General features: G+C 59.7%; 20 protein-coding genes. 8 read left to right on the top strand and 12 right to left on the bottom strand.

Annotated features, from left to right (window positions below):
* Position 1 precedes the first annotated feature (1 nt).
* Positions 2–2,608 (bottom strand): leucine--tRNA ligase, encoded by a 2,607-nt coding sequence (gene leuS, locus RYB09_RS09670; protein ID WP_316888131.1) that lies wholly within the window; start codon positions 2,606–2,608, stop codon positions 2–4.
* A gap of 311 nt (positions 2,609–2,919) precedes the next feature.
* Here leuS and RYB09_RS09665 point away from each other — a divergent pair, with 311 nt between their 5' ends.
* Both RYB09_RS09665 and RYB09_RS09660 read left to right on the top strand, forming a co-directional pair.
* Positions 2,920–3,249, top strand: coding sequence for a hypothetical protein (locus tag RYB09_RS09665; RefSeq protein ID WP_316888129.1), 330 nt, complete (start codon positions 2,920–2,922; stop codon positions 3,247–3,249).
* Positions 3,250–3,355: 106 nt separating this feature from the next.
* On the top strand, positions 3,356–4,126 hold the full coding sequence (locus RYB09_RS09660; RefSeq protein WP_058408689.1) for a YdcF family protein: 771 nt from the start codon (positions 3,356–3,358) through the stop codon (positions 4,124–4,126).
* Between the two features lie 48 nt (positions 4,127–4,174).
* On the opposite strand, the gene lnt is transcribed toward RYB09_RS09660, so the two are convergent.
* From lnt to miaB, 5 genes are all read right to left on the bottom strand, one after another.
* The gene (gene lnt, locus RYB09_RS09655; protein ID WP_058408690.1) at positions 4,175–5,695 is read right to left on the bottom strand and encodes an apolipoprotein N-acyltransferase; all 1,521 of its coding nucleotides are present in this window, start codon (positions 5,693–5,695) and stop codon (positions 4,175–4,177) included.
* Positions 5,696–5,723: 28 nt separating this feature from the next.
* The gene (locus RYB09_RS09650; RefSeq protein ID WP_002555318.1) at positions 5,724–6,566 is read right to left on the bottom strand and encodes an HlyC/CorC family transporter; all 843 of its coding nucleotides are present in this window, start codon (positions 6,564–6,566) and stop codon (positions 5,724–5,726) included.
* Between the two features lie 5 nt (positions 6,567–6,571).
* Entirely contained in the window at positions 6,572–7,072 is a 501-nt protein-coding gene (ybeY, locus tag RYB09_RS09645; RefSeq protein ID WP_316888127.1) for an rRNA maturation RNase YbeY, read from the bottom strand.
* Positions 7,065–8,087, bottom strand: a complete 1,023-nt coding sequence (locus RYB09_RS09640; protein ID WP_004666280.1) for a PhoH family protein — start codon at positions 8,085–8,087, stop codon at positions 7,065–7,067. The genes ybeY and RYB09_RS09640 overlap by 8 nt, the downstream gene beginning before the upstream one ends.
* Before the next feature lie 176 nt (positions 8,088–8,263).
* Positions 8,264–9,592 carry a tRNA (N6-isopentenyl adenosine(37)-C2)-methylthiotransferase MiaB gene (gene miaB, locus RYB09_RS09635; protein ID WP_316888124.1) on the bottom strand — a complete coding sequence of 443 codons (1,329 nt, stop codon included), beginning with the start codon at positions 9,590–9,592 and terminating at the stop codon, positions 8,264–8,266.
* 130 nt (positions 9,593–9,722) lie between these two features.
* Here miaB and RYB09_RS09630 point away from each other — a divergent pair, with 130 nt between their 5' ends.
* Complete coding sequence (locus RYB09_RS09630; RefSeq protein WP_003368785.1) at positions 9,723–10,049, top strand: DUF1820 family protein; 327 nt, start codon at positions 9,723–9,725, stop codon at positions 10,047–10,049.
* Positions 10,050–10,082: 33 nt separating this feature from the next.
* Here RYB09_RS09630 and RYB09_RS09625 read toward each other — a convergent pair whose 3' ends face one another.
* The 4 genes from RYB09_RS09625 to RYB09_RS09610 form a co-directional block, all read right to left on the bottom strand.
* A complete protein-coding gene (locus RYB09_RS09625) occupies positions 10,083–10,631 on the bottom strand; it encodes a tetratricopeptide repeat protein (protein WP_058402597.1) in 549 nt (182 codons plus the stop codon).
* A gap of 296 nt (positions 10,632–10,927) precedes the next feature.
* Positions 10,928–12,211 carry a glutamate-1-semialdehyde 2,1-aminomutase gene (gene hemL, locus RYB09_RS09620; protein ID WP_058408691.1) on the bottom strand — a complete coding sequence of 428 codons (1,284 nt, stop codon included), beginning with the start codon at positions 12,209–12,211 and terminating at the stop codon, positions 10,928–10,930.
* Between the two features lie 266 nt (positions 12,212–12,477).
* Positions 12,478–13,095: a thiamine phosphate synthase gene (gene thiE, locus RYB09_RS09615; protein WP_044318441.1), complete on the bottom strand. Its 618-nt coding sequence runs from the start codon at positions 13,093–13,095 to the stop codon at positions 12,478–12,480.
* 23 nt (positions 13,096–13,118) lie between these two features.
* On the bottom strand, positions 13,119–13,916 hold the full coding sequence (locus tag RYB09_RS09610; protein WP_010193235.1) for a hydroxymethylpyrimidine/phosphomethylpyrimidine kinase: 798 nt from the start codon (positions 13,914–13,916) through the stop codon (positions 13,119–13,121).
* Between the two features lie 371 nt (positions 13,917–14,287).
* Here RYB09_RS09610 and RYB09_RS09605 point away from each other — a divergent pair, with 371 nt between their 5' ends.
* The 4 genes from RYB09_RS09605 to RYB09_RS09590 all read left to right on the top strand — a co-directional run bounded on the left by RYB09_RS09605 (position 14,288) and on the right by RYB09_RS09590 (position 20,284).
* Positions 14,288–16,282 (top strand): 7TM diverse intracellular signaling domain-containing protein, encoded by a 1,995-nt coding sequence (locus RYB09_RS09605; protein ID WP_316888250.1) that lies wholly within the window; start codon positions 14,288–14,290, stop codon positions 16,280–16,282.
* A gap of 125 nt (positions 16,283–16,407) precedes the next feature.
* The gene (locus RYB09_RS09600) at positions 16,408–18,057 is read left to right on the top strand and encodes an acyl-CoA dehydrogenase family protein (RefSeq protein WP_316888119.1); all 1,650 of its coding nucleotides are present in this window, start codon (positions 16,408–16,410) and stop codon (positions 18,055–18,057) included.
* A gap of 52 nt (positions 18,058–18,109) precedes the next feature.
* Positions 18,110–19,573: an AMP nucleosidase gene (gene amn / locus RYB09_RS09595; protein WP_316888118.1), complete on the top strand. Its 1,464-nt coding sequence runs from the start codon at positions 18,110–18,112 to the stop codon at positions 19,571–19,573.
* Between the two features lie 78 nt (positions 19,574–19,651).
* The gene (locus RYB09_RS09590) at positions 19,652–20,284 is read left to right on the top strand and encodes a pseudouridine synthase (protein ID WP_058408696.1); all 633 of its coding nucleotides are present in this window, start codon (positions 19,652–19,654) and stop codon (positions 20,282–20,284) included.
* Between the two features lie 11 nt (positions 20,285–20,295).
* On the opposite strand, the gene RYB09_RS09585 is transcribed toward RYB09_RS09590, so the two are convergent.
* Positions 20,296–20,775: an Lrp/AsnC family transcriptional regulator gene (locus tag RYB09_RS09585; protein ID WP_002555305.1), complete on the bottom strand. Its 480-nt coding sequence runs from the start codon at positions 20,773–20,775 to the stop codon at positions 20,296–20,298.
* Positions 20,776–21,123: 348 nt separating this feature from the next.
* Complete coding sequence (locus tag RYB09_RS09580; RefSeq protein ID WP_316888116.1) at positions 21,124–21,672, bottom strand: hypothetical protein; 549 nt, start codon at positions 21,670–21,672, stop codon at positions 21,124–21,126.
* Between RYB09_RS09580 and RYB09_RS09575 the strand changes: the two genes are divergently transcribed.
* Entirely contained in the window at positions 21,616–22,338 is a 723-nt protein-coding gene (locus tag RYB09_RS09575; RefSeq protein WP_058402696.1) for a DUF6515 family protein, read from the top strand. The genes RYB09_RS09580 and RYB09_RS09575 overlap by 57 nt on opposite strands.
* Positions 22,339–22,344: the final 6 nt, after the last annotated feature.

Genomic DNA, 22,344 nt, shown 5'->3' with positions numbered 1-22,344 from the left:
ATCAGCTTGCGACGATATTGACCAGCTTGCCAGGCACGACGATCACCTTGCGAATGGTCAGGCCATCAGTGAAGCGCAATACGTTCTCGTTGATACGTGCGGCCGCTTCGACTTCTTCGCGGCTGGCGCTGGCGGGCATTTCGATATGGCCGCGCAGTTTGCCGTTGACCTGAATCACCAGTTGCAGGCTGTCCTGAACCAGCGCATTTGCATCGCATGCAGGCCAGCCAGCGTCGATGACCGGCTCATTGTGGCCCAGTTGCGTCCACAGCTCGTGGCTGATGTGCGGCGTGATAGGTGCCAGCAACAGGGTGACCGTTTCCAGACCCTCCTGCAGCAGCGCGCGATCCTGCGGTGTGTCCTGCGGGGCTTTTTCCAGCACGTTCATCAGCGTCATCACTTGTGCGACAGCGGTGTTGAATTTCTGGTTCTGGCCAATATCCTGGCTCGCCTGTTTGATCGCTTGATGAATCGCGCGGCGGATGACTTTCTGCTCATCGGACAATGCCGCAACGTCCAGGCCGGTCGACGGGCCTTGAGAGACATGCGCCTGAGCCAGACGCCACACGCGGCGCAGGAAGCGATGCGAGCCTTCAACGCCCGAGTCGGACCATTCCAGGCTCATGTCGGGCGGGGAGGCGAACATCATGAACAGACGGCAGGTATCGGCACCGTACTGATCGATCATGGTTTGCGGGTCGATGCCGTTTTTCTTCGACTTCGACATCTTTTCAGTGCCGCCGATTTCCACCGGCAGGCCATCGCTGGTCAGTTTCGCGCTGATCACCTTGGCCTTGGCGTCTCTTTCGAGGGTCACGTCGGCCGGGTTGATCCAGGTCTTCTTGCCGCTGGTTTCCATGCGGAAGTAGGTTTCGGCGTTGACCATGCCTTGGGTCAGCAGGTTCTTGAACGGCTCGTTCGAGGTCACCAGGCCTTCGTCACGCATCAGCTTGTGGAAGAAGCGCGCGTAGAGCAGGTGCAAAATGGCGTGCTCGATGCCGCCGATGTACTGGTCCACCGGCAACCAGTGGTTGGCAGCGTTCGGCTCGACCAGACCGCCCTCGTAATGCGGAGACGCATAGCGAGCGTAGTACCACGAGGACTCGACGAAGGTGTCCATGGTGTCGGTTTCGCGCTTGGCCGGTGCGCCGCATTTCGGGCAGCTGCATTCGTAGAACTCGGGCATGCGCGCCAAAGGCGAGCCAGCACCGTCGGGCACTACGTCTTCAGGCAGGACAACCGGCAACTGGTCTTCAGGAACCGGGACGTCGCCACAGGTATCGCAATGCACGATAGGGATCGGGCAGCCCCAATAACGCTGGCGGCTGATGCCCCAGTCACGCAGGCGGAACTGGGTGCGCGACTGGCCGAGGGATTTTTTCACCAGTGCCGCTTCGATGGCATCGAATGCGGACTGGAAATTCAGGCCGGTGAATTCGCCGGAATTGATCAGCTCGCCATGCTCGCCGTAGGCCGGCTGCCATGGGGCAGGCGTCTGGTCGCCAGCACTGGTGCGTACTACGGGCTTGATCGGCAGACCGTACTGCGTGGCAAACTCGAAATCGCGCTCGTCGTGTGCCGGTACGGCCATGACAGCGCCATCGCCGTAGTGCATCAGCACGTAGTTGGCGACCCACACCGGCAGTTTTTCGCCGGTCAGCGGGTGCTCGACGAACAGCGAAGTCGGCTGGCCTTTCTTTTCCTGAGTGGCAACGTCGGCTTCGGCAACGCTTCCGCCTTTGCATTCATCGATGAACGCTTGCAGCTCAGGGTTGCCTTGAGCGGCCAGGGTTGCCAGCGGGTGTTCGGCGGCAACGGCGACATAGGTCGCGCCCATCAGTGTGTCAGGGCGGGTGGTGAAGACTTTCAGTGCACCGGCTTCGCCGATCGAGGCCTGATCGTACGGAAACTGCACTTCCATGCCGCGCGACCTGCCGATCCAGTTGCGCTGCATGGTCTTGACCTGTTCAGGCCAGCCCGGCAGCTCGTCGAGGCTTTCCAGCAGCTCGTCGGCGTAGGCGGTAATCTTGAAGTAGTACATCGGGATTTCGCGCTTTTCGATCAGCGCGCCGGAACGCCAGCCACGGCCGTCGATGACCTGCTCGTTGGCCAGTACGGTCTGGTCGACAGGGTCCCAGTTGACGGTGCCGTTCTTGCGGTAGATCACGCCTTTTTCGAACAGGCGAGTGAACAGCCATTGTTCCCAGCGGTAGTAATCAGGCTTGCAGGTGGTAACTTCGCGCGACCAGTCAACCGCCAGACCCAGGCTCTTGAGCTGGTTCTTCATGTAGGCGATGTTTTCGTAGGTCCACTTGGCCGGCGCGACGTTGTTGTCGATGGCGGCGTTTTCGGCCGGCATGCCGAACGCGTCCCAGCCCAGCGGCTGCAGGACGTTCTTGCCCAGCATGCGCTGGTAACGGGAGATCACGTCACCAATGGTGTAGTTGCGCACATGACCCATGTGCAGCTTGCCGCTCGGGTAAGGAAACATCGACAGGCAATAGAAAGTGTCCTTGCCTGGCTGTTCACTGACTTCAAAAGACTTTTGCTCATCCCAGAATGTTTGGGCAGCGGCTTCGATTTCGCGGGGCTGATAGAGTTCGTGCATGGCTACTTTTTACTAAAGATTAGTGACCCTTGACCTCTTCATTGCTTCGCCGAGTCAGGTCGGCACCGCGTGGCGGACAATTGCAACTGTCTGTGCGGTGCGTTCGGGCTCAAGAGCACGGAAGTGGAATTACAGGAAGCGCAGTAGCATACATGAGGGCTGTCTATCGAGGGAAACCCTGATTGCGCCTCGCAGGGCTCAAAGCCCGGCTGACAGCCCCATCTGCCCGTTGGTCGCAGTTCCATGCCGGTTTGCACAGCAGCGCTAAGCTCAATTTCGAGGGTGATGATTATCTTCGATGAGGTGAGCGGATGACCGAGTTGCAGCATGTAATAAGCCTGTCCGAGCTGTATGAACGTCTGATCGACCGCCTCGGGCTTGCGCTCGAGACGGCAAGTACTTCAGTCAGGCTACGAAACGAGTCGCCAGCCGAGCTTGAGCTCAAGGGCTTGAGCAGTGCCGAATTCCAGCTGATCGAAGCCTATCTGGAAAAAGGCCTGAGGGCTGCGGACGTCGCTGTCAGGGAGCGCCTGGTGTTCCAGCCGGATCTCGGCAGGCCTTCCAGAGCGTCAGCGACTATCATCTGGCTGAAAGACAGGCGACGAGGCGGGGGCCTGGCACGGTTGGGTCGCCAGAGTTAAGTACTTAAAATCTCGCTTCTGCGCGCAGGCGAAGGGCCTGCTTACTTCGGGCGTTGTCGCCTGGCTTCAAACATTCTAGGCTGCGGACATCCATGGAGATGTCCCGATGCCTTTGCGCTACCTGCTCAAAACCCTCCTGTTGCCGCCCGGTATCCTCTTTGTTCTGCTCATTCTTGGCTGGTGGTTGCGTCGCTCCCGTCCGCGCCTGGCAACGGCATTTTTTGCCGTCGGTCTGGGAGGGTTATGGCTGATGAGCCTGCCGGTGGCGGTGGAATTCGCTGCCCGAAAAATTGAGCAGGTCCCGCCCTTGCCGCAGCAGCAATGGGCAACACTGGCGCAGCAGGCGGACGCCATTGTGGTGCTGGGCAATGGCCGTGAGCGCAATTCTCCGACGTGGGGCACAGATACACCGACCGGGCTGGGGCTGGAGCGACTGCGTCTGGCGGCGCGGTTGTCGAAAACGTCCGGGCTGCCAATACTGACCACCGGCGGCTTGCACTTTGACCAGCCGCCCAGCGAGGCGTCGATCATGGCGCAGTCGCTGCACGATGATTTTGGTGTGACGGTACGCTGGCAGGAAGGGTTGAGCCGTACAACATGGGAAAACGCGACAATGACCGCTGCGGTTCTTCAACCGCTAGGTATCAAGCGCGTGGTGCTGGTCACGCAAGCCTGGCACATGCCACGAGCGCGCTGGAGTTTCGAACAGGCGGGTTTTACCGTGGTGAGTGCGCCGGTCGGCTTTCTCGGTGTCGACAACGCTCGCCCCTTTGGCGGCTGGCTGCCTGAAAGTCGTGTGTTCACGCAAAGCGGCGTGTTGCTTAACGAAGCGGCAGGCTGGCTGGTTTATCCGTGGATCTACCCGGACAGCCACTGACTCTTTAACCGGTATCGCCTGAAAACAGGCGATACCGGTTTCATGCAATCAGACGGTTTTGGCAATCCGTGCGGCCATCAATGCCCAGCCGAACAGCAGCAGGCAGACAATTGCCAGTGGCCACGAGCGCCAGCGCAGGTAAGGCGTGAGTTCGTGCATCGGCACCACTTCGCCGTACAACACGCCGCGTTCGAACTGCGGAATCTGCTCGGTGATCTTGCCAAACGGGTCGATCAGCGCGGTCACGCCGTTGTTGGTTGCCCGGATCATCCAGCGGCCTGCTTCAAGGGCGCGCATCTGGGCCATCTGCAAGTGTTGCAGAGGGCCGATCGAGGTGCCGAACCAGGTGTCGTTGCTGACCGTCAGCAGCAGGTCGCTTTGCGCCGACAGGCCTGCGGCGAACTCTGGATAGACCACTTCGTAGCAGATGAACGGCGCAATGTGATAACCCTTGGCCTGCAACAGCGCCTGGTCGTTCGGGCCGCGGGCGAAGTCCGACATCGGCAGGTCGAAGAAGGAAATCAACCCGCGCAACAGGTCCTGCAGTGGCACGTACTCGCCGAATGGTACGAGCTTTTGTTTGAAGTAGGTGCCGTCGCCCTGGCCGGTAACCGTGATGCCGTTGTAATAACGATACTCACCGCGCCCGGTCGGCTCACGCACCGGCACGCCGGTGATCAGCGCTGCGCCGCGGTCCGAAGCGAACTTGCCCATCATCGCCAGATAGCCTTCTGCGCTTTCCTTGAGCACCGGTACGGCGGTTTCCGGCCAGACGATCAGGTCAGCCTGCTGCGAACGGAAGGTCATGTCCCGATACAGCGCGAGCTGATCATTGAGCTTTTGCGGGTCCCATTTCATGCTTTGTTCTATGTTGCCCTGCATCGCCGCGACTTTCAGCGGCGGGCCGGACGGTGATGTCCAGGCATGATCCTTGAGTGCCAGGCCTGCAATCCACGGCGCCAGCAACAGCACCACACCCGTCGCCAGAAACGATTTGCGTGCCCGCAAGCGGTGCAGGTTGCACAGCAGTGCAGCAGTCAGGCCCAGTGAGAACGATATAAGCCATACACCGCCGACCGGGGCGAGCCCGGCAAGTGGTCCGTCAAGCTGGCTGTAACCGGAATAGAGCCACGGGAAACCGGTAAGGAACCAGCCGCGAAATGCCTCCTGCCACAGCCATAGCGCTGCAAACGCCAGTGCATCGGCCAACGGCGCTTCGTTGCGACGTAGCCAGCGCGCCCAGACCCAGGCGGGCAGGGCGAAAAACAGGGCAATGGCGGCGATGAACAGCAGCATCAGCAGCCCGGCCAGCAGTACCGAAGCACCACCGTAGGTATGGATGCTGACGTAGATCCAGCTGGTGCCAGCGCCGTACAGGCCAAAGCCATAACACCAGCCGCGAGCCAGTGCCTGGCGCGGACTCAGCTCGCGCAGCCCCAGATAGAACAGAGCCACCGATACCAGCACCAGCGGCCAGAAGTCGAATGGTGCCAGGGCCAGGGTCGTGAGCCCGCCAGCCGCCAGGGCCAGCAGGTTACCGGGCCAGCCGGGGCGGGTTATCCAGCGCATGTAGATTCCTTAAAGCAGCATCAAGTGGTTACGGACGTGAAATGGGAGTCACGCGCAGCAAATGAATGCGGCGGCTGTCAGCGCTCAGGATGCGGAAACGATATGCACCGATTTCAGTGATTTCGTTGCGCTTGGGCAAATGGCCGAAGGCATTCATTACCAGACCGCCCACGGTGTCGAACTCGTCGTCGGAAAACGCACTGTCGAAGAATTCGTTGAAATTCTCGACCGGCGTGAGGGCCTTGACCAGGAAGTCACCGCTGGGCAGTGGTTTGATATAGCTGTCTTCCTCGACGTCATGCTCATCTTCGATATCGCCGACGATCTGTTCCAGTACGTCTTCGATGGTCACCAAACCTGCCACACCGCCGTATTCGTCAATGACGATAGCCATGTGGTTGTGGTTGGCGCGAAATTCGCGCAGCAACACATTGAGGCGCTTGGATTCGGGCACGAACGTAGCCGGACGCAGCAGCTTCTTGACGTCGTCGCTGTCGCCGTCGGCTTTAAGGATCAGTGGCAGCAGATCCTTGGCCAGCAGCACACCGAGCACGTCATCGTGGCTCTCGCCAATCACCGGATAGCGCGAGTGCGCAGCATCGATGACCGCAGGCAGAAATTCACGAGGTGTCTGGGTCGCCTTGATGCTGATCATCTGCGAGCGCGGCACCATGATGTCGCGTACTTGCAGGTCAGCCACTTGAATGGCGCCCTCGACGATGGCCAGCGCTTCGCTGTCCAGCAGTTTGTTCTGGTGGGCTTCGCGCAGGAGCTCAAGCAGCTCCTGGCGGTTTTTCGGCTCATGGACAAAGGCCTGGGTCAGTTTACCCAACCATGACTTTTGCCCGTTGCTCGATCGGTCTTCGCTCATAGCCCTTACTCGTGGTCCTTGCTTGGTGTGTCTGAATGGGGGTGGTCGGCACTTTCATCTTCGGCGTAAGGATCGGGGTAGCCCAGCTCCTCAAGCAACGTTCGTTCCAGTGCTTCCATTTCTTCGGCTTCTTCATCATCGATGTGGTCGTAACCCAGCAGATGAAGGCAGCCATGAATGACCATGTGTGCCCAGTGCGCGTCAACGGACTTGCCTTGTTCAGCGGCTTCGCGGTTGACCACCGGGACGCAGATGACCAGGTCGCCCAGCAACGGGATGTCCAGCATGTCGTCCGGAACATCCGCCGGAAATGAAAGCACGTTTGTAGCGTAATTTTTATGTCGCCAGGTGTGATTGAGATCGCGCCCTTCGTTTTCGTCGACGAGGCGGATGGTCAGCTCGGAATCGGCACTGCGCTGACGCAAGCCCATTTCACACCATAGGCGGAATCGGGCTTCGTCGGGGGCGCTTGTTTCGCTTGCAATCTGCAGGTCCAGCTCAAGCATCGCGGTTCTTGTCCCGTGGGTAACTGTTGTTGCCCGACGAACCGTCGCTGAGCTGATCATCGAAGCGCTCGTAGGCCTCGACAATGCGCTGCACCAGCGGGTGGCGAACCACATCCTTGGGTTTGAAGTGCGTGAAGCTGATGCCCGGCACGTCCTTGAGCACATCGATGACATGCGTCAGCCCCGACCGGGTGCCCTTGGGCAGGTCGACCTGGGTGATGTCGCCGGTGATCACGGCGGTAGAGCCGAAGCCGATACGGGTCAGGAACATCTTCATCTGCTCGACAGTGGTGTTCTGACTCTCGTCGAGAATGATGAAGCTGTTATTAAGGGTGCGTCCGCGCATGTAAGCCAGCGGTGCCACTTCAATGACCTGCTTCTCGATCAGCTTGGCGACGTATTCGAAACCGAGCATCTCGTACAGCGCGTCATACAGCGGTCGCAGGTACGGGTCGATCTTCTGGGCCAGATCGCCGGGCAAGAAGCCCAGTTTCTCGCCCGCTTCGACCGCCGGGCGCACCAGCAGGATGCGACGAATCTGCTCGCGTTCCAGCGCATCCACCGCGCAGGCAACCGCCAGGTACGTCTTGCCAGTACCCGCAGGGCCGATGCCGAAGTTGATGTCGTTGCTGAGGACTTCCTTGACGTAACGCTGCTGGTTCAGGCCGCGCGGGCGAATCATGCCCTTTTTGGTGCGCAGCGAGACGCCGACTTCGGCGGCAGGGTGGTTGTCGAGGCCGTCCACGCCTGATTCCTGAAGGAACAGGTGGACCATGTCCGGCGTCAGCTCGGTACCTTTGGTTTCCCGGTACAGGCGGCGCAGAAGATTCTCGGCGGAGTGATTTTGTTTTGAGTCGCCAATGAGCTCGAATTGATTGCCGCGATTGCGGATCTCGATGTCCAGGCGTTGCTCGATCAGGCGCAAGTGCTCGTCGAGTTGCCCGCACAGGTTGGCGAAACGATGGGCCTCGAAAGGCTCGAGGGTGAAGCGATGAGGTTCTATGGGTGCGTTCAAGGTCGTTTAATGGCCGTCCGGCGGCAATTGAGATGTATTGAAGAATACCCCTGGCGCTGGTTGTGTGAAAGCTTTGCCGTATTAAGGGCCGCGCCAGGGATTCACCGTGCTCAATGGTAGGGACCGCGCAGAACCGAATTCATTCGGCGATTCGTTTCTGCGGCGACATTCAAGGTTTACTGTAGCAGCGAGCCACGCAGAGAGTGAGGCTGCGCATCATCAATGTGTACGTCGGCAAACTGCCCGATCAGTTTCGGGTTGTTGCAGCGAAAATTCACAATCCGGTTGTTCTCGGTGCGGCCCTGCAGTTCGCCAGGGTCTTTCTTCGAATAGTCGGTTACCAGAATGCGCTGGATGCTGCCCACCATCTGCCGGCTGATCTCGAAACCCTGCTGGTTCAGGCGGTGTTGCAGCGCGGCCAGGCGCTCTTTCTTGAGCGCTTCTGGCGTGTCGTCTTTCAGATCTGCGGCAGGCGTACCCGGGCGCGGGCTGTAGACGAACGAGAACGAGAAGTCGAAACCCACGTCCTCGATCAGCTTCATGGTGTTGTCGAAATCTTTTTCGGTCTCGCCGGGGAAGCCAACGATGAAGTCGGAACTGATGCTGATGCCCGGCACGGCCGCCCTGAGCTTGCGCAAGCGGGACTTGTATTCCAGCGTGGTGTGGTTGCGCTTCATGGCCGCCAGAATGCGGTCGGAGCCCGACTGCACCGGCAAGTGCAGGTGTTTGACCAGCTCCGGCACTTCCGCATGGGCCTGAATCAGGCTGTCGGAAAACTCCAGCGGGTGCGAGGTGGTGTAGCGAATACGGTCGATGCCATCGACGGCGGCAACCACGCGGATCAGGTCCGCCAGGTCTGCAACGCGACCGTCGTGGGTAGTGCCGCGATAGCCGTTGACGTTCTGCCCCAGCAGGGTGACTTCACGCACGCCGTTGTCGGCGAGGTGGATGACTTCGCTCAGCACATCGTCAAACGGCCGGCTGACTTCCTCGCCACGGGTGTAGGGCACCACGCAGAACGTGCAGTATTTGCTGCAGCCTTCCATCACCGATACATAAGCGCTCGGGCCATCGACGCGCGGCTCGGGCAAGTGGTCGAATTTTTCGATTTCCGGGAACGAGACATCAACCTGCGGCAAGCGTGTCACGCGTGCTGCGTCGATCATTTCCGGCAGGCGATGTAAGGTCTGGGGGCCGAACACCACGTCCACATAGGGCGCGCGATCACGAATGGCTGCGCCTTCCTGGCTGGCAACGCAGCCACCAACAGCGATCACCATTTCCGGATTGGCCAGCTTCAGTTCACGCCAGCGGCCAAGCTGGGAGTACACCCGGTCCTGGGCGCGCTCGCGAATCGAGCAGGTATTGAGCAGGATCACGTCGGCGTCTTCCGCGCGAGCGGTGACTTCCAGGGCCTGATGTTCGCCCAGCAGATCGACCATGCGCGAGCTGTCGTACTCGTTCATCTGGCAACCGTGGGTTTCGATATAAAGCTTCTTGGCCATGCGTGATCATCAACCGTATCAGTGAACCGAGCATTATAAGGATGAAGGGCTCGGGTTCCTAGCGTTGGCTGTCCGATGGACATGCTATAGTCCGTGCCCCTTTTTCATCTCCGATCGTTACCCGCCCGTTATGACCAAACGCGAAGCTCCAATCTACAAGGTGATTTTCCTCAACCAGGGACAGGTGTTCGAGATGTACGCCAAGCAGATCTATCAAAGTGATCTGTGGGGCTTTCTGGAAGTTGAAGAGTTCGTTTTCGGCGAACGCACGACGGTTGTGGTTGACCCGAGCGAAGAGAAGCTCAAGGCCCAGTTCGAAGGCGTGGTGCGTAGTTTCGTGCCGATGCATTCGATTGTGCGTATCGACGAAGTCGAGCGCATGGGCACGCCGAAGATCAGCGAAGCGCGCGGCAGCAGCAACGTAATGCCGTTTCCCATGCCGATGCCGGAAAAATAAGTCTGAATCGCAAGTGCCCTGAGCTATTGCTGGTCAGGGCAGCGGAGAGAAGGGGCTGCGCCCTTCGGCGGTCTGCAGTTCAAGCAGGTATTTGCGGAAGATCTGCCCCAGTACCTGGGTGGCAACTTCCAGTTCGTCGCGCTGCATCTTTGCCGACACCTCGTCGGCGGCATCCAGCGCCTCTTCAGAGCCATTGACTGCGGCCATCTTCAGCACGATATATGCCTGAATGTTATTGGCCTGCACCCCTTCACCACGGCTGAACATCAAGCCAAGTTGATACTGCGCCTGAGCATGGCCCTGCAATGAGGCCTGCTCGAAGTAATTCAGCGCCTGCGGCAAATCGCGAGGTGCATTTTTGCCCTCGTAATAGAACTCACCCAACTCGTACTGCGCCTGCGCATCCCCACCCTTGGCGGCCTGCTGACACGCTTCAAGCGCAGCGGGCAGGTTCTCTGGCTGGGTATTGAGGGTGCAACGCCCCATCGCCGGGATTAACAACGAGTTGCCGCCAGCAGTCGCCAGCAGGGGATAGACAAGCAACAGGCAGCCCAATACAAGGGTGCGGCCGGTGCGGTTCATGGGAGTCGACTTACCTCTGAAAAAGGTGCGGGCATGCCCGGCCAGCTAAACGTGCTGGCTGCGCATTATGAAATAAGCAGAGCCAACCTTACAAAGTCTTTACGGATTTTCTGCTGCACGGCGTTGAAAACGCCCTTCTTTAGGGGGGCATTACCTGAAACAACACTTCCAGTGACCTGTGTTTGCAGCATCCGCCCTGCATTGTAGAAGCAAAATACGTACTTAGCGTTCCGTTTCATTCACAGGCATCACTCGCGCCGGTTCAATGACACCCGGCGCGGGTGAGTCTGACGAGCTTATTTCAGCGCAGCAAACGCTTTTTCCGCAGCATCGAGCGTCAGTTTCAGCTCGGCATCGCCGTGGGCAATAGAGGTGAAACCGGCTTCGAACGCGCTCGGCGCGAGGTACACGCCGCCTTCCAGCATCAAGTGGAAGAAACGTTTGAAGCGCTCGGCATCGCTGGTCATCACGTCTTCAAACGTTACGATTTCAGGGGCGTCACTGAAGTACAGGCCGAACATGCCACCCGCCTGGGTCGTCACGAACGCAATGCCTGCTGCATCGGCGCGCTGTTGCAGGCCTTCGAGCAGGCGACGGGTGTAGTCGCTCAATTCATCGTGAAAGCCCGGGCGGCTGATCAGGCGCAGAGTGGTCAGGCCGGCAGCCATCGCCAACGGGTTACCCGACAGGGTGCCCGCCTGATAGACCGGGCCAAGCGGTGCAATGTGCGACATGATTTCGCGTTTGCCGCCAAAGCAGCCGACCGGCATACCACCGCCGATGATCTTGCCGAACGTGCTCAGGTCGGGCGTCACGCCGTAGTAAGCCTGTGCGCCACCGAGGGCTACACGGAAACCGGTCATCACTTCATCGAAAATCAGCACCACGCCGTGCTCGTCGCACAGGTCGCGCAGACCTTGCAGGTAGCCAGGCGCAGGCGGCACGCAGTTCATGTTGCCAGCAACGGGCTCGACGATGATGCACGCCACTTCCTGACCCACTTCAGCCAACAGGTCACGCACGGCGTCGAGGTTGTTGAAGGGTACGGTCAGGGTGTGTTTCGCGAACGCAGCCGGTACGCCAGGCGAGCTGGGTACGCCCAGGGTAAGGGCGCCGGAGCCAGCCTTGACCAGCAGGCTGTCGGAGTGACCGTGGTAGCAGCCTTCGAACTTGATGATGCTGTCGCGGCCGGTGAAACCACGGGCCAGACGGATCGCACTCATGGTCGCTTCAGTGCCGGAGCTGACCATGCGCACCATTTCCATGGACGGTACCAGTTCGCAGACCAGATCGGCCATTTCGGTTTCCATGGCCGTCGGTGCACCGTAAGACAGGCCGTGCTCCAGCTGGCTGCGCACGGCATCGAGCACTTCCGGGTGGCTATGGCCAAGAATCATCGGCCCCCAGGAGCCCACGTAATCAACATAGCGTTTGTCGTCTTCGTCAGTCACGTAAGCGCCCGCAGCATGTTTGAAGAACAGCGGCGTGCCACCCACGCTTTTGAAAGCACGAACCGGCGAATTGACGCCACCGGGGATGTGTTTTTGGGCGTTGGCGAACAGTGTTTCGGAACGGGACATGATCGGGTCTCTGCTTTGAAACGGGGAATTCGTGTCTACGCTGGGGTCAGCCGAGGCGGGCAGCTTCAGGGTGGGCTGCTTTATTGGGTGGCATGAGCCAGAGAAGGCGCAGGAACGCGCACTATATCAAATGAAGGAGGATCCACGTACTCGTGGGAGCGAGCTTGCTCGCGAAGGGGGCAGTACAGACCCCGAAAACAGAGCATTTTGAACCATCGCCTTCGCGAGCAATGCGGATCCCCGGTCACTCCCACAGCAATTCTGCTCTACAACAACGCCATGAAGGCTTTTGCCCGGCGCGTCACTTCCTGGGTGTTTTCAGCGCCGAACAGGCCGTGTACCACGGCGAGCAGGTCTGCTCCATGTTCGACCAGTTGCGGGGCGTTTTCCAGGGTGATGCCGCCGATCACAGCAATCGGCAAGTGAACCCTGGCACGCACCTGAGCAATCAGGTCCAGCGGTACTGCGGGGGCGCCGGGCTTGGTCAGGGAATTGAAGAACCTGCCAAATGCTACGTACGTCGCGCCATCAGCCTTTGCCTGCTCGGCCAGTTCCAGGCTGCCGTGACAGGTGGCACCGACAATCGCCTTGTGCCCCAGCAGGGCACGCGCATCCGGCAACGAGCCGTCGGTCTGGCCCAAATGCACACCCACGCCCAGACGCGCCGCCAGTTCGGCGTCATCGTTGATGATCAGCCGCGTCTTGTAGCGTTCGCAGAGTTTGAGCAGCTCGGTCGCTTCGCGCAGACGGCGGGACTCGTCACTGGTCTTGTCACGGTATTGCAGCAGCGTCACGCCGCCATCCAGCGCAGCTTCGACGTACGAGAGAAATTTGCCGGACAGCAACTGGCTGTCGGTAATGGCATACAGGCCACGTAGTTTCATGAATCGAGCCTCATGGCGATGTGTTACGAGCAAAAGTCCAGCGGCAACCGACGAGGCACAAATTGCCCGCGGCCCAGCTGCTCGGCGTCCCTGAGCGTTCGCCAGGTGTAGTCCAGCGCCGATCTTACCGCGCTGACCAGTTCTTCTCCCTGGGCAATACGCCCGGCCAGTGCGCTGGCCAGTGTGCAGCCTGAACCGTGGTAGCTGCCGGGTAGACGTTCGCAAATGAAAGTGTGGGTCTGGCCGCCACGCACATAAAGACGATTATGGATTTGCTGCTCGTCACCATGACCGCCAGTGATTAGCAGGTATTCACAAAACAGCAGTAGCTTGTCGGCGCACTCGTCCGCAGTACCCTCAGGCAGCTCGGCAAGAATGCGTGCTTCCGGAAGATTGGGGGTCGCGATGGTCGACAATGGCAGCAGCCGTTCGCGCATGGCGTAGCCGACTTCGTCCTTGCCCAGCCGTCCGCCGCCACCAGCGCGCAGCACCGGGTCGCAGACCATTGGCAAATGCGGGTGAGCGAGAAGCAGGTCGACGACCGTGTCGACCATCTCCAGTGAACCGAGCATGCCCAGCTTGACGGCGGCTACGTTCGAATCGTTGAGGACGGCATTGGCCTGGGCCATGACCCATTCGCGATCGAGCACGCGAAAATCACTGACATCTACAGTGTCTTGCACGGTGAGCGCAGTAATCGCCGGAGCGGCGTGACAGCCTTGGGCGAGCAGGGCTTCTATATCGGCCTGCATACCGGCACCGCCACTAGGGTCGTGGCCGGAGAGGCAAAGGACAACGGGGCGGGAGCTATAGATATTCATGGTGCGCGAGCTTATCACTAAACCTTTCGCGGGCCGCTCGGGGTACCGGGTTTTTCTTGCTGGTAATGGTCCGTCGGCGACTGCCGCAGATTCGACAAACCTGCAAAAAATACTCATGTTTGGCCTGAAATAGCCGATATAGAGCTATTGCCTTGATTTTTATCGCGATACTGTCTTTACGCTATTAGCGGCTATGCTTGTGTGGTCAGACCGATTACCGACGGTTTGCATCGGTTTTTATACCAATGTCTGCCGGGGTATCCCAACATTCAATGGTCTGTTTGAATCATTAGCCTGTTTCAAGGACAGAAAATTGCAGGGCGTCGTAATCAATGGATGGATTGAACGCGACGACCTACCTTGGGGCTTCAATGCGCTATCTGTTGATCATTCTGGCTCTTTGGCTGCCGTTGCAGAGTCATGCAGTCGAGTTTGATGAAAACACTCGTTTTCTGCCGTTGGGTCGTGCCATTCAGGTATTCGAAGACCCGACCGGCGATGCGACCATTGAAAGCGTCAGCGCCGCCGCTCACGCCGGTGCCTTTCAGTCCGTGCCTGCCGGGACCTTCAACGCCGGGTATTCGCATTCCGCCTTCTGGCTGAAAGTCGAGCTGACCTATCGCCCGATAGACGCCAGCATCCATAACGACTGGTTGCTGGAACTGGCCTATCCGCCAATGGACCACGTTGATTTCTATGTCCCGGATGCCGACGGGAATCCCGGGCGGGTCTGGCAGACCGGCGACATGTTGCCGTTCTCCAGCCGCCAGTTCGCCCAGAACAACTACCTTTTCCAGCTGGACCTGCCAGCGGGTCAGACGCGAACCCTGTACATGCGCATACGCAGTGAAGGGTCGGTTCAGGCTCCGCTCAATCTCTGGTCTACTCACGCCTACCTCGAGGCGCAGCCCACCAAGGTTTACGTCTTCGGGCTGATCTACGGCGTGCTGCTGGGCATGCTGGTCTATAACCTGTTCATCTACCTCAGCGTCCGTGAGGTGGATTACCTGTACTACCTGCTGTATGTCGCCTCGTTCGGGCTTTACCAGATGTCGATCAACGGCGTCGCAATTGAATACCTGTGGCCTGACAGCCCCTGGTGGGCAAATGCGTCGACGCCCTTTCTGATGGCGCTGGCCACGCTGTTCGCGTGCCAGTTTTCCCGCAGTTTTCTGGGTACGGCACAGTTGGCGCGCTGGCTGGACCGCTTGCTGCTGATAGTCATCGGCGCTGCTGTGCTGGTGATGGGCATGGCCTTGTTCCTGGGTTACGGGCCAGCCCTGCGCGGGGCCACTCAACTGGTCATGACAGGGGCCGTGACGATCTACCTGGCGGGCATTGTCGCCATCATGAAAGGCGAGCGGGTAGGGCGCTATTTTGTGCTGGCCTGGTCGGTCTTCATGGTCAGCGGGTTGATCTTCGGGCTGATGCTGCTGGGCTATTTGCCCAACACTTTCCTGACCATGTACGCCTCGCACATCGGCACGGTGCTGGAAATGGCATTCCTTTCCATGGCGCTTGCCGACCGTATCAACCATGCCCGGTGCCAGCAGGCGCGAACGCTGCTGGCGGCAGGTCAGGATCTGGAGCGTCTCAATCAGCAATTGGCCAACAGTAACCGGCTGAAAGATGAGTTCCTTGCCACGCTTACCCATGAGCTGCGCACGCCGATGAACGGCGTGATCGGGTCGCTGGAAGTGATGCAGACACTCGATATGGATGACGAGCTGGAGATGTATCAGCAAACGGCTGCCAGTTCCGCGCGCGACATGATGAGTATGATCAACGGCATTCTGACCCTCACCGAACTTCAAGCCGGTGTGCTGTATGCCGACTGCAATGCCTTTTCGCCCGAAGACCTCGCCGACAGGCTACGCAATCGCTTCCTGGGCGCCGCTCAGTCCAAGGGGCTGATTTTGACGCTCGATCTGGACGATAAGCTGCCGCCGTGCCTGCGTGGCGACATCGGCAAGCTCTACCAGTGCATCGAGTGCCTGGTGGACAACGCGATCAAATTCACCCGTAAGGGCGCGGTGCAAGTGCGCTTCAGCGGGCACCCGCAGGATCTGGAGCGCATGTACCTGCGGGTTGAAGTGATGGACAGCGGCATCGGTTTCAGCCGACTGGACGAAGCCCAACTGTATCAACACTTCTTTCAGGTCGACGGCTCCATGACTCGCGAATACGGCGGGCTGGGCATCGGTCTGGCGATTTGCCGGAAACTGGTCGAGTTGCAGGGTGGCGAGCTGAGTCATCGTTCCGAGCCAGGCAAGGGCAGTTGCTTTACCTTGAACGTCCCGATGCTGATGGTTGTACCGGGCGCAGTGCGCAGAGCCCCAGAACTCAAGGCCCAGTGGGGTATATAAAGCGTCGTTTGATGTGCGCATCAGGTAAAAGCGCCGAGATTTCGGCGGCTACGGCACTTTTGCAAGTGTCGGGCGCGTGATTCACTGTCTGCATGTTGCGTGTGCACACAGGCAGGAGATGACTCATGAACCTGAATCAATTCGCCGAAACCCACGAAGTCACCAATCAACCGCCACCGCTGGACGGGGCGAACCTCTACCGTATCGACGTGCCGCTTCAGGAGTGGAGCAGCCGCTTCGGTGCGGGCTGGGCGCAACCGCGTATCGACGCTTACGGTGCGCTGGCAGGCGGCCCGCTGATGGAGGCGGGCTTTCTGGCCAATCAGAACAAGCCTGCATTCGCCAGTCATGACCGTTACGGGCACCGCATCGATCTGGTCGAATTTCACCCGGCGTACCACCAGTTGATGAGCGCGGCCATCGAGCACGGCATCCCGTCGCTGCCGTGGACCGATCCGCAGCCCGGCGCTCACGTGGCGCGTGCGGCCATGAGTTATCTGCATACCCAGGCAGAGCCTGGCAGCGGCTGCCCGCTGACCATGACTTTCGCCAGTGTTCCCGCACTCAGGCTGCAACCGGATCTGGCTGAAATATGGCTGCCCAAGGTGCTGTCGACTGAGTACGACCCGCGCAACGCGGGCATTGCGCACAAGCGTGGTGCGACCATCGGCATGGCCATGACCGAAAAGCAGGGCGGCACCGACGTGCGTGCCAACACCACGCGCGCGTTCCCGGTAGGCGCAGTTGGCCCCGGCCAGGCTTATGAACTGGTCGGACACAAGTGGTTCTGCTCGGCACCGATGTGCGACGCGTTCCTGACCCTGGCGCAGACCGACAAGGGCCTCAGCTGTTTTCTACTGCCGCGCCACCGACCGGACGACACCCGCAACGAGTTCTATATCCAGCGCCTGAAAAACAAGCTCGGCAACTGGTCCAACGCATCGAGCGAAGTCGAGTTTCGCGGCGCGCTGGCGTGGATGATCGGTGAGGAAGGGCGCGGTGTGCCGACCATTATCGAAATGGTCGCCATGACCCGTTTCGACTGCATGATTGGCTCCAGCGCCTTGATGCGTCAGGCGCTGACGCAGGCCACGCATCATTGCGCGCACCGTACGGTCAGTGGCCGGTTGCTCGCCGAGCAGCCGTTGATGCAGAACGTGCTGGCGGACCTGGCGCTGGAAAGCGAGGCCGCGCTGGCCCTGACCCTGCGCATGGGCCGCGCGCTGGACCATCTCGATGATGATCACGAAAAACGCTTTGTCCGTCTGGTCACTGCAGTGGGTAAATACTGGATCTGCAAGCGCGCCCCGGCCATGATCAACGAAGCCGCCGAATGCCTGGGCGGTGCCGGTTATGTCGAGGAGAGCATTCTGCCCCGGCTGTACCGCGAAGCCCCGGTCAACTCCACGTGGGAAGGCTCTGGCAATGTGCAATGCCTGGATGTGCTGCGAACCCTGTCCAAAGAACCCGGCGCGCTCGATGCGCTGTTCGACGAGCTGGGCGACGGGCACGGCGACCGGCATCTGGTGGCGCATATAGCTGCGTTGAAAGGTGCATTTCAGGACACGAGCGACATTCAGTACCGCGCCCGCCAACTGACCGAGGACATTGCCGTAGCCTTGCAGGGCAAGCTGTTGCTGGAAGCGGGCAATGCCGCGGTCAGCGATGGTTTTATCGCGGGGCGGATAGCCTCTGGCGGGCGGGTGTATGGCACATTGCCGCGTGGTGTCGATGTCGAAACATTGCTGCTCAGGTCCTCGCCACAGGTGGCATGAGCACGCGAACCCGTTACGATGCACGTCTGCAAGATTAGACAGGACATGAATCGTGACCCAAGCCTTTGTTGTTGTCGACACCGCCGAGCAGGCCGTAGAGCGGCTCGCCGAGCTGCATGAACGCGCGACCAGTGCGCTGAGTCAGGCGTTAAAGCGCTACCTGAAAGACCGCGTTGAGCCCACTGCCGAGGAGCGTGCGCAATTCAGCTACCCGGAACTGCGCCTGATCTACAAATGCCAGGGTGAAGTGCCGGTAACCACTCGTGCCTACGCCAAGGTGCAGCTGCCGGGCACTTACAGCGTTACCGTCACGCAGCCCAAGGCCTTCAAAAAGTACCTGCTCGAACAACTTGTCCCGCTGATGAAAGATTTCACCGTGACGGTCGAAGTCGGCATGAGCGAGCAGAGCATTCCTTATCCTTACGTGGTCGAGCAGGGCGACGAGCTGGCCGGCACCGGTGTTACCGCAGCGGCGCTGGCGCGGGTATTCCCGAGTACCGACCTGTCGGCTGCGACCGATGGCATTGCCGACGGCCTTTATGACTGGGCCAACGTCGATCCGCTGCCACTGGCGCTGTTCGATGCCGCGCGGGTGGATTTCTCGCTACGCCGTCTGGTGCATTACACCGGTAGCGACTGGCGTCATGTGCAGCCGTGGATTCTGCTGACCAACTACCACCGCTATGTTGACCAGTTCATCCTGCACGGGCTGGAAAAACTCCGCGAAGACCCGCGTTTCGTGCGCATGGTCCTGCCGGGTAACGTGGTAGTCGACAAGAGCATGGGCCAGGAAGAAGCCCAGGCCATCGTCGCCAGCGTGGTCTGGCACCGCTACCAGATGCCGGCCTACCACCTGATCGCCGAAGACGGTCATGGCGTGACCCTGGTCAACATCGGCGTCGGCCCGTCCAACGCCAAGAACATCACCGATCACCTGGCAGTACTGCGTCCGCATTGCTGGCTGATGATCGGTCACTGCGGTGGCCTGCGTCAGTCGCAGACTATCGGCGACTACGTACTGGCGCACGCCTACATGCGTCGCGACGGTATTCTCGACCGTGTACTGCCGCCGCATATCCCGATTCCGGCGCTTGCCGAAGTGCAACTGGCCTTGCAGGAGTCGGCTGCGCAGATTACCGGCGAGCGCGGCGAAGAGCTCAAGAAGCGCCTGCGCACCGGCACGGTGTTGACCTATGACGACCGTAACTGGGAACTGCGCTGGGCTCAGGAACGTCCGTTGATCAACCTGTCGCGCGCAGTCGCGGTCGACATGGAAAGTGGCACCATCGCCGCTCAGGGTTATCGCCTGCGGGTGCCTTACGGCACGTTGCTGTGCGTATCCGACAAGCCGTTGCACAGTGAAATCAAGCTGCCGGGTTCGGCCAATGCGTTCTACGAACGTGCGGTCAGCCAGCACCTGAAGATTGGTATCGCCGCGCTGGACCTACTGCGTACCGAGGTCAACTCGCTGCACTCACGCAAACTGCGCAGCTTCGACGAGCCGCCGTTCCGTTAATAGCATTCCGTTAATAGATTGGTATTTGCACAAAGGGCCACTAAAGTGGCCCTTTCTGTTTTTTGATTGCCTATCCCCATGTCCCGCACCCAACGCCCCGTTTCCCGCCGTCCTGCCTCCAACCCGGCAGGCGCTGCCCGGCGTGTCGCCAAAGCGCCACCGGCCGAGCCGAAGCTGTTCCTCTTCAATAAGCCATTCGATGTGCTGACTCAATTCAGTGACGAAGGAGGGCGCGCCACGCTCAAGGACTTCATCAAGATCCCCGGCATTTACCCGGCAGGACGCCTGGATCGCGACAGTGAAGGCTTATTGCTGCTGACCAACGACGGCCAGTTGCAGGCGCGCATCGCCGACCCGAAACACAAACTGGCCAAGACCTACTGGGTGCAGGTCGAGGGTGAGCCGACCGATGAGCAGTTGCAGCAGTTGCGCGACGGTGTCCTGCTCAACGACGGCCCGACCTTGCCCGCCGAAGCGCGGCAGCTCGATGAACCGCAACTGTGGCCGCGCAACCCGCCCGTGCGCTTTCGCAAGAGTGTGCCGACAAGCTGGCTGGAGCTGGTGATCAAGGAAGGGCGCAATCGGCAAGTGCGACGCATGACGGCTGCCGTTGGCTTACCGACCCTGCGGCTGGTGCGGGTCAGAATTGGCGACTGGACGCTGGACGGCCTGGATCAGGGCCAATACCGGGAAGTCGCCGCAAAGCTGTGAGGTCGAGCGGCTCAGTTGCGCAAGTGGGTCAGCGGCATTTCGGTGCTGGCCAGCACCTGATTGAGCACAAAGCTGGACTTGACGCTGGTCACGCCCTCGATCCGCGTCAGATGGCCCAACAGCAGCTTCTGATAGTGATCCATGTCCGGCACCACCACCTTCAGTTGATAGTCTGCGTCCATCCCGGTCACCAGGCTGCATTCCAGAACCTGAGGCAGGTTGCGGATTTGCTGCTCGAAATTCTCGAAGCGCTCGGGCGTATGCCGGTCCATGCCGATCAGCACGTAGGCGGTGAGGTTCAGGCCAAGTTTCTTGCGATCCAGCAGGGCCACCTGGCGCACGATGTAACCGTCGTCCTCCAGTTGCTTGACCCGGCGCGAGCAGGGCGAGGGTGACAGACCGATGCGTTCGGCCAATTCCTGGTTGGATATGCGTGCGTCCCGTTGCAATTCAGCCAAAATGCTCAGGTCGTATCTGTCGAGCTTGCTCACGATGCACCCCTTTATCAATTCAATTGCGCTGGATTATTCATCTGAAGTCAAAAATTGCGCAAGTAATGTTTTAATCCGCAATATTAGCAATCCTCTGCCTTAGCCTCAGGCCTATTCTTTTAACCAGAATCACTGCCCGGACACAGCGTCCAGCGCGACTCGCCGAATCAGGCCAGTCGCGGCCTCCCACCCAACAGGGTGTGCCAGGCCCCCGGGCTACATACTGTCCAGAAGACGGCATGAGGTGAGCCAACGTCAAAAGCGTTGCGCCAGGGCGAAGTATCTCAAGGGGGCCATTTGGTCCCCTTTTCTTTGTCTGCTGATAAAGTGCGCAGAACGGCGCTACGCTTAAACAGTCTTAATGACGTCAACCCGCGCTCTAGTGAGGAAAGCATGAAATCTGGCATCTGGCAGTTTGCGGGTGTAAGTCTGTTGTGTCTGAGCATCAGCGCACAGGCATTGGCCGACGAACGTGATGATTCGCCGCGCAATCAGTTGTACAACAGCTCTGGCGAAAACGGGCAGCAGCGTCAGCAACAACAGCAGCGCTTCCAGGAACAGAATAATCAGCAGCGTCAGATCCAACAGCAGCAGAATCAGCAGCGCCAGGTCGAGCGTCAGCAGCAACAACAGATCAACCAGCAGCAGATCAATCAGCAACGCCAGATTCAGGAACAGCAGAACCAGCAGCGTCAGGTTGAGCGCCAGCAACAGCAGCAGATCCAGCAACAGCAGATCCAGCAGCGCAACGTCGAGCGTCAGCAGCAACAGCAGATCGATCAGCAACAACGTGATCAGCAGCGTCAGATTCAGCAGCAGCAAAACCAGCAGCGTCAGCAGTTGCGCCAGGCTCAGGACAACCTGCCGATTCAGAGCGGCCCGAAAGAGGCGTGGCAAACCCAGCCGCCGCGTCAGGGCTATTACCAGGACATTCCACGCGGCAACAATCGCAACTGGCAGGCCGGTAACGGTCGCCCGAATGATCACTGGGAAGGACGCCCGGACGGGCGTGGCAATGGCTGGGGACCCGGCCCGCAATACCGGCCTGGCTATGCGATAGATCGCGTACCGGGTGGCTACTCGCGTATTCCCTATCGTGGTCAGGACTATTACTACTCGGGTGGTTACTGGTATCGCCCGCAAGGCCCGCGTTATGTCGTGGTGACACCGCCTTACGGTGTGCGTGTCAGCAGACTACCGTCCTACTCTCAGGAAGTATGGATAGGCAGCAGCCTGCTGTTTCTGGCAGCCGGTACTTATTATGCCTACCAGCCTGACAGTCAGGACTACGTGGTGGTCAATCCGCCGCAGAACGAGGCGGTGTATCAGGCCCCTGCTGGACAGCAGGTCAATGGCTACGATCCGGTTGCCTACCCTGCCAATGGCCAGAGCCCGCAACAGGTCGAGCTGGATCACTATCAGTGCTACTTGCAGGCTGCGCAGCAGAGCGGCTTCGACCCGGCCAATGTCAGCGGCCAGCCGCCGCCGGATCTGGTGGATGCCTATCGTCGCTCGATGGGCGACTGTCTGGCGGGGCGGGGCTACAACGTCAGCGTCAATTGACGCTGA

Source organism: Pseudomonas syringae group sp. J254-4 (genome assembly GCF_032586855.1).
In the GTDB taxonomy this organism is placed as follows: Bacteria; Pseudomonadota; Gammaproteobacteria; order Pseudomonadales; family Pseudomonadaceae; genus Aquipseudomonas; species Aquipseudomonas amygdali.
Note: the sequence above shows the minus strand (reverse complement) of the source record. Positions and strands in the feature narration are given on the sequence as shown.